At 49.6% G+C, this 12,572-nt stretch carries 8 protein-coding genes; 3 read left to right on the top strand and 5 right to left on the bottom strand.

What is annotated here, in order from left to right:
* Window positions 1–54: 54 nt before the first annotated feature.
* Window positions 55–849: a glucosamine-6-phosphate deaminase gene (gene nagB, locus GRF55_RS02635; RefSeq protein ID WP_220369009.1), complete on the bottom strand. Its 795-nt coding sequence runs from the start codon at window positions 847–849 to the stop codon at window positions 55–57.
* Window positions 850–895: 46 nt separating this feature from the next.
* Window positions 896–1,675: a creatininase family protein gene (locus tag GRF55_RS02630; RefSeq protein WP_370626742.1), complete on the bottom strand. Its 780-nt coding sequence runs from the start codon at window positions 1,673–1,675 to the stop codon at window positions 896–898.
* Between the two features lie 249 nt (window positions 1,676–1,924).
* Here GRF55_RS02630 and GRF55_RS02625 point away from each other — a divergent pair, with 249 nt between their 5' ends.
* Together GRF55_RS02625 and GRF55_RS02620 are read left to right on the top strand one after the other, a co-directional pair.
* Complete coding sequence (locus tag GRF55_RS02625; RefSeq protein WP_220369007.1) at window positions 1,925–3,031, top strand: Fic family protein; 1,107 nt, start codon at window positions 1,925–1,927, stop codon at window positions 3,029–3,031.
* 417 nt (window positions 3,032–3,448) lie between these two features.
* Window positions 3,449–6,307 (top strand): leucine-rich repeat domain-containing protein, encoded by a 2,859-nt coding sequence (locus GRF55_RS02620; protein ID WP_255563821.1) that lies wholly within the window; start codon window positions 3,449–3,451, stop codon window positions 6,305–6,307.
* A gap of 110 nt (window positions 6,308–6,417) precedes the next feature.
* Here GRF55_RS02620 and GRF55_RS02615 read toward each other — a convergent pair whose 3' ends face one another.
* Window positions 6,418–6,720 (bottom strand): HigA family addiction module antitoxin, encoded by a 303-nt coding sequence (locus tag GRF55_RS02615; protein WP_220369006.1) that lies wholly within the window; start codon window positions 6,718–6,720, stop codon window positions 6,418–6,420.
* Between the two features lie 93 nt (window positions 6,721–6,813).
* Entirely contained in the window at window positions 6,814–8,319 is a 1,506-nt protein-coding gene (locus GRF55_RS02610) for a glutamine synthetase family protein (RefSeq protein WP_220369005.1), read from the bottom strand.
* Between the two features lie 486 nt (window positions 8,320–8,805).
* Between GRF55_RS02610 and clpB the strand changes: the two genes are divergently transcribed.
* Window positions 8,806–11,394, top strand: a complete 2,589-nt coding sequence (gene clpB, locus GRF55_RS02605; RefSeq protein ID WP_220369004.1) for an ATP-dependent chaperone ClpB — start codon at window positions 8,806–8,808, stop codon at window positions 11,392–11,394.
* A gap of 77 nt (window positions 11,395–11,471) precedes the next feature.
* Here clpB and GRF55_RS02600 read toward each other — a convergent pair whose 3' ends face one another.
* On the bottom strand, window positions 11,472–12,551 hold the full coding sequence (locus GRF55_RS02600) for a TIGR04133 family radical SAM/SPASM protein (RefSeq protein ID WP_220369003.1): 1,080 nt from the start codon (window positions 12,549–12,551) through the stop codon (window positions 11,472–11,474).
* Between the last annotated feature and the right edge of the window lie 21 nt (window positions 12,552–12,572).

Below are 12,572 nucleotides of genomic sequence, written 5' to 3'. Positions count from 1 at the left end.
AGGGAATCTTTATTTCCCCACCCTTTTCTTGTTTTCCAAAACAACCTGTCGCCTTTAAATCAGATTGTCTTTCTCAATATCCTTGAAATACTTGTAAGTGCCTACGCGCAGTTCGTCCGTTGCCGGCTCGTCGCAGACGATAATGCCATGGCGGTGCATCTGCAAGGCGCTGATAGTCCACATGTGATTGACCGAACCTTCAACGGCAGCCTGCAAAGCGCGTGCCTTATGGTGTCCGTTCACGAGAATCATCACCTCACGGGCATCCATCACCGTTCCCACTCCTACCGTCAGCGCCAGCTTCGGCACCTTGTTCACGTCGTTGTCGAAGAAGCGCGAATTGGCAATAATCGTGTCGGTGGTCAGCGTCTTCACCCGTGTACGGGAGGCGAGCGATGAGCCCGGCTCGTTGAAAGCGATGTGACCGTCGGGACCGATGCCGCCGAGGAACAGGTCGATGCCGCCAGCCTCACGGATCATCTCCTCGTAGTGGGCGCATTCCGCCTCCAAGTCCGGCGCGTTGCCGTTCAAGATATGAATATTCTCTTTCGGACAGTCGATGTGGTCGAACAGGTTGCGCGCCATAAACGAATGGTAGCTCTCCGGATGGTCTTCGGGCAGTCCCACGTACTCATCCATGTTGAAAGTCAGCACGTGCTTGAAACTCACACGTCCTTCCTTGTTGGCTTTCACAAGCTCAGCATACATTCCTTCCGGTGAGGAACCGGTCGGAAGACCGAGCACAAAGGGGCGGTCGGCAGTCGGCTTGAATTCATTGATACGCTTAATCACGTGTTCCGCTGCCCATTGCGACATTTTTTGGTAATTCGGTTCAATAATCAGTCTCATTGTCGTTTCTATTTAATTAAACATAAAAAAAATTGTTTCACAAAAGTCATTCATAGAGCTGCGAAGAATCATTCATTGCTGCAAATTCGTGAAGGAATTTGGCATAGACAGCAATCGTTGCCTCCACAAAACGTTTTCCTTTCTCTGCGGTCGATGCCATCGGGTTTCCGATGCCCGTATCTTTGGTGACACGACTCCAGTCGCGCGGCATCCAGACGCTGCCTTCTCGCAATGCCTGCAGACGGAACTGGCGCCCTTCCCCTGCTCCTGCATCCTCCAGACGGACCCACTCCGGATGGAAATACATCATCACCGAAGTCTCTATCTCATCAGCATGGTCACCGGGATGCTCGAAATAGTCTTTAGCATTCACCTGCCTATACCATTCGCTACTGGCAATCATCATGTCCGGGAACGCAACATTCAAATCGCGAATCATCCCCTTGAACTGATTGCCTCCATGCCCATTCACAATAAGCAGCCTGCGGAATCCCTGATGATGCAGCGACGCCACAATATCGTTGAGCAGAGCCTCTTGCGTCGATTGGCGTGTATGTATGCAGAAAGGCAATTCGCGCTGCCCCGGATTCTGTGCCCCGAATCCCACCGGCGGCATCACCATCGTCAGCACGCCGTCATCATCGTAGGCCTTCTTCGCGGCGGCAACGGAGATGTCGTGCGCCAGGATGCTATCCGTCCAATAGGGCAGATGCAGGTTGTGCGGCTCGGTAGCTCCCCAAGGGAGAATCACCACCTCATATTCATGCTGCCTCACCTCGCCGTATGTTGACACCGACAAATCAAACGCTCGCGTTTCCATTCCCATAACTGCTTATCGTTCGCTGAAGTTTTCCCTTCGCCTTTATTGTTTATATTATTCGCGACAAAGGTATAAAAATATCATGAAAAACGAGACGTTATTCCGAATAAATTCGTATCTTTACAGCCGAAAGAATGACAAAAAGATGAGAAACGTGCAACGAATCTGAAAAAATAAGATTACATAAATGCTATCTGGCGACACCATTATAGATGTATGCACATCATTGGCTATACTTAATGAGAACATGAACAAATGAAAGAGGAACTGAAAAAACAATTTCTTGATACCCTCAAAGAATATTATTCACTGGGTATTGCAGACCAGATAGATTACGAGAAGTTCTATCTATATTCCATCATTACCCATTCAACAGCCATAGAAGGTTCTACCGTTACTGAGATAGAAAATCAATTACTCTTCGATGAGGGAATTACAGCCAAAGGGCGAAGCCTGCAGGAACAGATGATGAATCTCGACCTGAAAGCAGCATACGAACGCTCTATGCAATTGGCAAGTCAGCATACAGACTTCTCAATGGATATTCTCAAAGAAATGTCTGCCATTGTAATGAAGAATACCGGTGCATCATACAACACAGCACAAGGAACGTTCGACGCTTCAAAAGGTGAGCTACGGCTTGTAGGAGTAACCGCCGGCATTGGTGGACGCTCCTATATGAACTACCAGAAAGTTCCCACCAAACTTTCCGAACTATGCCAACAGCTAAACCAGCGGAGAAGCGAACTCAGAGCAAAGTCAGCTTCGACCAGGACAAGTGTCGGAGAACATCAAGCGAACGATAACAAATATCGGCAAACATCGTTCCAAGACACCGACATCATCGAGCAATACCTGTTGAGCTTTGATGCGCATTATCAGCTTGTAACCATCCATCCATGGGTTGATGGAAATGGTCGCATGGCTCGCCTTGTGATGAACCACTTGCAGTACGAATTCGGACTGGTGCCCGTAAAAATCATCAAGGAGGACAAGGCAGAATATATCCAGGCACTGATTGACGCCCGCGAACAGGAATCGCTTGAACCCTTTCGTGAATTCATGATGGAAGAACATATCCGAAACATCACCAAAGAAATAGAAACGTTTAAGAAATCCCTATCCAATGACCCGATAAATCTCACTCCTGACCCGATAAACACTTTTGATGACCCGATAAAACAACAACTATATCAGGCAGTCGTAGCCGACGGCACTCTCAACTATGCAGCCTATGCCGCCCAGTTAGGAGTATCAGAAGCGACTGTCAAACGCCGCCTTGGAGAGTTAAAGACTGATGGCATAATCATTCGAGTCGGTAGCAATAAGACCGGTCATTGGGAGGTCGCAAAACAAAAATAATCATTTTCGGAGTGTCCCCGTCCGTCTCGATTTGCAAATCCGACAGAACGGTATAAAAATATCATAAAAAACGGACAATATTCCGAATAAATTCGTATCTTTACAGCCGAAAACAAATTATTTATCACTAATCGACCGTCTGCCTATGTAACAAAACAAATAGAAGACACGAAGATAAAAGCGTTAGCTTTGTATTCTTGTATTTCGATAATTGGGGAATTTGAGAAATGCCACGAGAGTAACAAGCCAATGCTCACGCCGATGGCGTGGGCTTTTACTCGAATATGTGGCAATGGTTATCCCCAATACCTCGAAATACGTAGACGAAGTAATGAGTCCACGTTTTTTATTTGTCTCTACCGAAAGCCCTTTTGGACACCTTTAATAAAAAACAACCATCAATCAAACATTAAATCTATGAAAAAGAAATTCTACACCCTACTCTTTGCCCTGCTCGCCATCGTGATGCAGGTACAAGCGCAAGTGGTTCTCAACGCCGAGAACTTCCCCGATGCCAACTTCCGCGCAGCACTTGCCGGTATTCTCGGCATCAACGAAGGCGATGAGATTTCACAGGAAAAGATTAACGCTACCAAAAGCCTGGATGTGACAAACAAGTCCATCAGCGACCTAAAAGGCATTGAGAATTTCACTGCACTGACAAGCTTGTACTGCTTCATCAATCAATTAACTGCGCTTGACGTAAGCAAGAATACAGCACTGATAGAATTGCTCTGCAGCGACAACCAACTGACCACACTCGATGTTAGCAAGAATACGGCACTAACAAATTTGAGCTGCTATGGAAACAAGCTGACCACACTTGATGTGAGCAAGAACACAGCATTGACAGGCTTGTATTGCGGTTACAACCAACTGACCACACTTGATATAAGCAAGAATACAGCATTGACAATATTGAACTGCGATTACAACCAACTGACTACACTTGATGTAAGCAAGAATACAGCACTGACAACATTGTACTGCTACTATAACCAACTGACAGCACTTGACGTGAGCAAGAACACAGCACTGACAAGTTTGACTTGTTATAACAACCAAATAAAAGGCGCACAGATGGATGCATTGGTCAATAGTTTGCCCACTATCAGTAGTGGTGAGTTCTATGTTTTCAATTCAAGTGACAACTCTGAAGGAAACGTATGCACAAAAGCACAGGTAGCCATAGCAAAGAGCAAAGGCTGGAATGTATATCAGTTCAACGGAACGGCATGGCCGAAATACGAAGGTAGCGGTGAAGGGGTTCTCCTCAACGCCGAAAACTTCCCCGATGCCAACTTCCGTGCAGCACTTGCCGATATTCTCGGCATCAACGAAGGCGATGAGATTTCACAGGAAAAAATTAATGCCACGACATGGCTGGATGTCATAAGTAAAAACATCAGCGACCTTAAAGGCATTGAGCATTTCACGGCATTGGATTTTTTGTTCTGCTCCAACAACCAACTGACTGCACTCGATGTGAGCAAGAACACCGCACTGACACTATTGGACTGCTCCAACAACCAACTGACTACCCTCGACGTGAGCAAGAATACAGCACTGACATCACTGGAGTGCGGCTATAACCAACTGACCACACTCGACGTGAGCAAGAATACAGCACTGACAACATTGTACTGCTACTATAACCAACTGACAGCACTTGACGTGAGCAAGAACACAGCACTAACAATATTGAACTGCGATTACAACCAACTGACAGCACTCGACGTGAGCAAGAATACAGCATTGACAATATTGAACTGCGATTACAACCAACTGACAGCACTCGACGTAAGCAAGAATACAGCATTGACAACATTGTACTGCTACTATAACCAACTGACAGCACTCGACGTAAGCAAGAATACGGCACTGACAACATTGGACTGCTACTATAACCAACTGACAGCACTCGACGTAAGCAAGAATACGGCACTGACAACATTGGACTGCTACTATAACCAACTGACAGCACTCGACGTAAGCAAGAATACGGCACTGACAACATTGGACTGCTACTATAACCAACTGACAGCACTTGACGTGAGCAAGAACACAGCACTGACATATTTGAACTGCTATTACAACCAACTGACTGCACTTGACGTGAGCAAGAACACAGCACTGACATATTTGGACTGCTCCAACAACCAACTGACCACACTCGACGTAGGCAAGAACACAGCACTGACAACATTGTACTGCAATTATAACAAACTGACCACACTTGATGTGAGCAAGAACACAGCACTGACAACATTGTACTGCAGTTATAACCAACTGACAGCACTTGACGTGAGCAAGAACACAGCACTGACAACATTATCCTGCGCTGACAACCAACTGACCACACTCGACGTGAGCAAGAATACGGCACTGATAAAATTGTACTGCAGTCATAACCAACTGACTGCGCTCGACCTAAGCAAAAATACTGCACTGACAATGTTGTTCTGCAACAACAACCAAATCAAAGGCGAGGCGATGGATGCATTAATTGCCAGCCTTACTACTGCCAATAATGGATACTTCGTTGTTATCAACACCAAGGATACTAATGAAGGTAATGTTTGCACGAAAACACAGGTAGCCATCGCAAAGAGCAAAGGATGGAATGTGTACATTTATGATTTACGATATTTGATTGAATACGAAGGTAGCGACGAGTTGATATTGAATGAAGACAACTTCACGGACAGCAATTTCCGCGCAACGCTGTCGCAGATTCTCGGCATCAGCGAGGACGATGAGATTACACCCGAAATGATTGACGAAATCACGACACTCAACGTCAGCAACAAGACTATCAGTAACCTGAAAGGTATCGAGCACTTCAAGGAACTGATGGTGCTCTACTGCCAACTCAACCAAATCAAGGGTGCTGACATGGACAACCTTATTGCCAGTCTGCCCACAATCGACACGTCAAGCGCAACACCTGCACTAAACGCTCCGCGCAAAACGAGCGGAACATGGGGCTCGCTCTACGCCTATGACAACACGGCAGGCAACGAGGGTAACGTCATCACCACCGAGCAGGTGGCTGACGCCAACGCCAAAGGCTGGAAGGTATATCAGTTCAACGGCACGGCATGGGAGGAATATGCGGGCAGCACCACCGGCATCACGATTGTCGAAAACAACGACGACGCTATCGCCAACTGGTACACCCTCGACGGCAAACCTCTCAGCAGCAAGCCCGAAAAGGCGGGAATGTATATCGTGGAAATGAGCAACGGATTAAAGAAAAAAGTGATGGTGAAATAGAATTAGCAATCAGATGAAATAAAAAAGGGGTATGCTTTACATCAGCATACCCCTTTTTTATGATTAGGAATTCGCCTTGGCAAAGAGAATGTGTGATTATGGATACTCTGTCAGAATATAGCAGCACATGCTTTCTTGATATCGCCCAAACGGGATAACAGCGGCTTCTTCTGCATAGCAACCGACATGTTGTAACGCACCTGCATGTTAATAAGCAACTCCGGATTGACCCCCAAAGCTGCCTCCATCATCAAAGCAAAATCGGTTGTTACCGGACGCTTACCATTTAATATCTCATTTAACTGAGTGTATGGCAGATGCAACACCTCCGAAAATTTCTTTTGGGAGATGCCTCTTACCTCCAGTTCTTCTTTCAGGACAGAGCCTGGATGTGTTGTTATACGAGTCATCATATCTAAATATTATTGATAATGATTTTAAGTAACCCCCAAAAGTTTTTGTCTAACTTCTGGGGGTTACTATGTATAGACATCACAACAGAGATACTATCCGCAGTGGAAGTAGGTTTCTACTTGCTTCTGGATTTCTTTCGGTTTCTTTTCGATATCCTTGCGGAGTGTCTTGTCTTTGTATGCCTTGAGCTGGGCGATGATGCCGTCGATCATGGCTGGTGAGAACACGCCGTATTCCTCGAACACCTTGCGCTGCTTCTTCAGGCAGTCGGCAGATGCCTCGCAGCTGTCGGGCAGCTGTGCGAGCTGTGCGAGTTTCTTCGCGTTTGCCTTGTCGTGGATGTTGACGTTGACGTAGGTCTTCTCTGCCACCTTCAATGCGTCTTTCATCTCGAAGCCATGGCGGCAAGCCACGCACAGTCCGGCGAGCAACTGATAGAGGTCGGCTGAGCCGTCCGGCGAGCGCATCTCAACGGTCTGCTTGATGCTGGTGTCGTAGTCGGTCTTCGGTTCGTTGGGGTTGGCAGCCTTGCACATATCCACGTCGGCAGCCCATCCGAGCGGCACGCGTACGAGCACTGAGCGGTTGCGGTCGCCCCAGCATACGTTCGTGGGTGCTTCCTGATGGGGCACGAGGCGGAAGTATGACATCGGATTCTTGTTTCCGAATGCGGTGATTGACGGTGCGAGTTCCATCATTCCGGCAATCATCTTGCGTGCCTTCTCGCTCAGGACGCCCTTGCTGAGCATCTGGTTCTTACCGTCTTTCACGATACGCATGTGGATATGGAGTCCTGAACCTGCCTTACCGGTTGTGATTTTCGGTGCGAAGGTCACGTCGTAGCCGTATTCGTAAGCCAGATTGCGGATGACCCACTTAGCCACCATCAGCTGGTCGGCAGCGTCTTCCACGCGTACGGGGAGGAACTCGATTTCGTTCTGCTCGTACACCAGTCCGTCCTGCTTGAAGTTGCCCACTTCCGAGTGTCCGTATTTGATTTGTCCGCCAGTCTTTGCGATATACTTCATGCACATCTGGCGGAAGCTGTTGGTCTTAGCATAAGGTGCTGACTCGTGATATCCGCGCTGGTCGATAGCCGGGAACACTTCTTCGTCTTCAGAAATCACGTAGTATTCCAACTCACCCATTGCCTGGAACTCCATGCCCGTCACCTTCGTGAACGCCTCAGATGCCTTGCGCAGGGTGTGCTCGGGAGAGCTCTCCAGCGGATTGCCGTCCTTGTCGAAGTATGAGCAGAGGAGGCAGAGTGTAGGAATCTCTGCAAACGGATCTACGAAAGCCGTTGAGAAACGTGGCAGCACATAGAGGTCGCTGCTACCAGCCTGGATGAACGAGAAGAGGCTTGAGCCGTCCACACGCTCACCGCAAGTGAGGATGGTGTCGAGATAAGCGAGGTCGGTAATGACAAAGTTCAGGGTCTTGAGCTTGCCGTCACCGCCGGGATACATCAGATTGACCATCTCGATGTCGTTCTCACGGATGAAATACATGATGTCCGCCTTCGTAAATTCTTTCGGCGATTTCTGCAAAAATGCCACCACTTCGTTGGCATTCATAATCAATTGTTCGTTGTTCATAATGAAATTAAGGTTTGATAAATGTTTTTGATTTGCCGACAAAGTTACGATTAAGCGAGCGAAAAACCAAATATTATTTGAGTTTTTTCGAGCGTTAGAAGTTTCCTTGAGCTATGCGAAAAACTTATTCAAAGTTACGAAAAAGCATTACCGAAAGCCTCCATCAGCAAAGCCAAAGTTTGATCGTTGATTACCAAATTCAGTGAAATTGATCACCAAATTCAGTGAAATTGATCACCAAATTCAGTGAAATTGATCACCAAATTCAGTGAAATTGGTCACCAAATTCAGTGAAATTGGTGAACGAAACCTTTGAGACGGGAAGCAAGAAATGGGCGAAAGGCATGGAGGAAGTTCGCTTTTGTGCATGTCATTGTGTCTGCCAGACCTGCCATCTTGTCATAATAAACAACAAAGGCACAGACTTTGATGCGATAGGAGTAGAAACATCAACATCAGAATAAAAACAAGAAAGGAGACAAGAATATGAATTTAGAACAATTTACCATCAAGGCGCAGGAAACCATTCAAGAGGCGGTGAACATCGCTCAACAGCACGGTCAGCAGTCGATTGAGCCGATTCACCTGCTGAAAGGTGTACTGCAAAAGGGGAAGGATGTGACGAACTATCTTTTCCAGAAACTCGGTGCCAACCCCGCACAGATTGAAATGCTCGTCGAACAGGACATCACTCATCTGCCGCGCGTGCAGGGCGGTCAGCCGTATCTTTCGAACGATGCCAACCTCGTCATGCAGCAAGCCGTGGAACAGTCGAAGAAGATGGGCGATGAGTTCGTCAGCATCGAACCGATTCTGCTCGCCCTGCTTACGGTCAACAGCACTGCCAGCCGGATTCTGAAAGATGCCGGCATCACGGAGAAAGAGCTCCGGGCTGCCATCGCTGAGCTCAGGCAGGGACAACGCGTACAGTCGCAGTCGGCAGACGACAACTATCAGTCGCTCGCCAAATACGCGAAAAACCTCGTGGAGGAGGCGCGACAAGGGAAACTCGACCCTGTCATCGGGCGTGATGATGAAATCAGGCGCGTGCTTCAGATTCTGTCGCGACGCACGAAAAACAACCCAATTCTCATCGGTGAGCCGGGAACGGGTAAGACGGCTATCGTGGAAGGACTTGCCGCACGTATCGTCAGGGGCGACGTGCCGGAGAACCTGAAGGACAAGCAGGTCTATTCGCTCGACATGGGACAGCTCATTGCCGGCGCGAAATACAAAGGAGAGTTCGAGGAACGGCTGAAGAGCGTGGTGAACGAGGTGACCAAGAGCGACGGGCGCATCATCCTCTTCATCGACGAGATACACACGCTCGTCGGTGCGGGTGCCGGCGAAGGTGCAATGGATGCTGCCAACATCCTGAAGCCTGCCCTCTCCCGCGGCGAACTGCGTGCCATCGGTGCGACGACGCTGAACGAATACCAGAAGTATTTCGAGAAAGACAAGGCGCTGGAACGCCGCTTCCAGACGGTCATGGTCGATGAGCCAGACGAACTGTCTGCCATCTCTATCCTGCGAGGATTGAAGGAGCGCTATGAGAACCACCACCGCGTGCGGATTCAGGACGATGCCTGCATCGCTGCCGTGCAACTCTCCGAGCGGTATATATCGGACCGTTTCCTGCCCGACAAAGCCATCGACCTGATGGACGAAGCGGCAGCAAAACTGCGCATGGAACGCGACTCGGTGCCCGAAGAACTCGACGAAATCAGCCGGCGACTGAAACAACTGGAGATTGAACGCGAAGCCATCAAGCGCGAAGACGACCAGGTAAAGATTACGCAAATCGACAAGGATATTGCCGAACTGAAAGAGCAGGAAGCACAATTCCGTGCCAAATGGGAAGGCGAGAAAGAGCTCGTCAACCGCATCCAACAGGACAAGGAGCAGATGGAGAACCTGAAATATGAGGCTGAACGCGCCGAGCGGGAAGGCAACTACGAACGGGTGGCTGAAATCCGCTACGGCAAACTGAAAGCCCTCGCCGACGATATCGAGGCTATCCAGTCGCAACTGAAAAACGCGCAGGGGACCTCAGCGCTGGTGCGCGAGGAGGTGACTGCCGACGATATTGCCGAAGTGGTGAGCCGCTGGACGGGCATTCCCGTGACACGTATGCTGCAAAGCGAGCGCGAAAAGCTGTTGCACCTGGAGGAGGAACTCCACAAACGGGTGGTAGGACAGGATGAAGCCATCAGTGCCGTCAGCGATGCCGTGCGCCGAAGCCGTGCCGGGCTCCAAGACCCGAAACGCCCCATCGCCTCGTTTATCTTCCTCGGTTCGACGGGTGTCGGCAAGACGGAGCTGGCAAAGGCGCTGGCAGAATATCTCTTCAACGACGAGACGATGATGACGCGCATCGACATGAGCGAATATCAGGAGAAACATACCGTATCACGACTCATCGGTGCTCCTCCGGGATATATCGGCTACGAAGAGGGCGGACAGCTGACGGAAGCTGTGCGGAGAAAGCCTTACAGCGTGGTGCTGTTCGATGAAATAGAGAAAGCGCATCCCGATGTGTTCAACATCCTGCTGCAAGTGCTCGACGACGGACGCCTGACCGACAACAAGGGACGGACGGTGAACTTCAAGAACACCATCATCATCATGACGTCGAACCTCGGCAGCCACCTCATACGGGAGCAGATAGAACAAAACGGGGCATCGCTCAGCGAAGAGCAGACCGCCCGTCTGCGCACCGAACTGATGGGGATGCTGAAACAGACGATACGCCCGGAATTCCTCAACCGAATCGATGAGACTATCATGTTCACACCGCTGACGGAGAAGGAGATAGCCGAAGTGGTGCGCCTGCAACTGAACGGCGTAAAGAAGATGCTCGAACCGCAAGGATTCACGCTCGACGTGACGCCGCAGGCGATTGCTCACCTTGCAGAGGCTGGCTTCGACCCCGAGTTTGGTGCACGCCCCGTGAAGCGCGCCATACAGCATGAAGTGCTCAATACGCTGTCGAAGAAACTGCTTGCAGAGGAAGTGGACCGCGACAAACCTATCATCATCGACTCGTTCGGAGACGGACTGGTGTTTAGGAATTAAGCAGCGAACGGAAGACGTTCATACAGAAAAAGGGGGATAGCCGCTAATGGTTATCCCCCTTTTCTTTTTATATTTATCTATTCGTCGCGCAACTTTTTCATGTGGCACATGAGCAGGTTGCCGTCGCCGTCGCGCAGATGCATGCCGTTGCCACGGCAATAGCGGAACACCTTGCAGTCGGCGCATTCGCCCTTTCGTGCCCATTCCTTGTTGCGGAACACCTGGAAACGATTCTCCCACACCTCCATGAAATCGTCTTTGTAGATATTGCCCTGATGATAGTCGCTGCGGATGCTGGAACAAGCCGAGATGGAACCGTCGGAAAGGACGGAGCCCACGGTGACACCAGCCTTGCAGAAGAACGAATCGTCGCGCACATCGAACTCATAGTTTCCCAAAAAGCCTTCACAGCCGAAGTCGGCGCGAATCCGCCCCTCGCGCTTGGTCTGCCTGATAAAGTCCATCAATTCGCGGAAATGCCGGTTGGAGAGTTGCAATTCAGGGTCGTCTGCCGCCCGCCCCACCGGAAACACCGTAAGCAGTCGCCACCGCTTCACTCCCTTTCCGATAAGGAAATCGCGAATGGCTGGCAGCTCGTCGAAATTGTGTTCTGTCACACAAGTCACGACATCGAAGATGATGGATTGCTCGGCTGCCATCAGGTCGATGGCTTTGGAAACGGTTTCAAAGCTACGCTCGTCACCGCGCATCCAGTTATGGTTTTCTTGCAGTCCGTCGAGGCTGATGGCTACGGAATGGAGACCGGCAGCAAGCAGCGAGCGGAAACGCTCGGCAGTGAGTAAGCGTCCGTTGGTAACCAGTCCCCAGGGGAATCCTTTGTCGTAGATGGCTCTCCCCCACTTCTCAAGGTCACTCCGCATGAGCGGTTCGCCTCCTGTGATAATGACAAAGACTTCGTGTGGATTCTGTTTCGTCCGCACGCTGTCCAGCACTCGCAGGAAATCCTCGCCGGGCATGTCTTTCAAACGGGTATCGGTCTTGCAATCGCTGCCGCAGTGCCGACAATGAAGGTTGCAGCGCAGCGTGCATTCCCAGAACAATTGATAGAGAGGATGAGTCTCTATCAAATCGTTTTGGAACTTCCTTTGTATTTCCAGCCCAATGCGTTTTCGGAGCGATATGCCGGTAGAACTCATGGATATTGTCTCAGCTGTGGG

The organism is Prevotella sp. Rep29 (assembly GCF_019551475.1).
In the GTDB taxonomy this organism is placed as follows: domain Bacteria; phylum Bacteroidota; class Bacteroidia; order Bacteroidales; family Bacteroidaceae; genus Prevotella.
This window is presented reverse-complemented; position numbering and strand designations above follow the sequence as displayed.

What these genes read in the sequence shown, in the direction of transcription:
- clpB (WP_220369004.1), top strand. Translation starts at nt 8,806, where the DNA reads ATGAATTTAGAACAATTTACCATCAAGGCGCAGGAAACCATTCAAGAG.
- GRF55_RS02620 (WP_255563821.1), top strand. Translation starts at nt 3,449, where the DNA reads ATGAAAAAGAAATTCTACACCCTACTCTTTGCCCTGCTCGCCATCGTG.
- GRF55_RS02630 (WP_370626742.1), bottom strand. Translation starts at nt 1,675, where the DNA reads ATGGGAATGGAAACGCGAGCGTTTGATTTGTCGGTGTCAACATACGGC.
- GRF55_RS02615 (WP_220369006.1), bottom strand. Translation starts at nt 6,720, where the DNA reads ATGATGACTCGTATAACAACACATCCAGGCTCTGTCCTGAAAGAAGAA.
- GRF55_RS02600 (WP_220369003.1), bottom strand. Translation starts at nt 12,551, where the DNA reads ATGAGTTCTACCGGCATATCGCTCCGAAAACGCATTGGGCTGGAAATA.
- GRF55_RS02625 (WP_220369007.1), top strand. Translation starts at nt 1,925, where the DNA reads ATGAAAGAGGAACTGAAAAAACAATTTCTTGATACCCTCAAAGAATAT.
- nagB (WP_220369009.1), bottom strand. Translation starts at nt 849, where the DNA reads ATGAGACTGATTATTGAACCGAATTACCAAAAAATGTCGCAATGGGCA.
- GRF55_RS02610 (WP_220369005.1), bottom strand. Translation starts at nt 8,319, where the DNA reads ATGAACAACGAACAATTGATTATGAATGCCAACGAAGTGGTGGCATTT.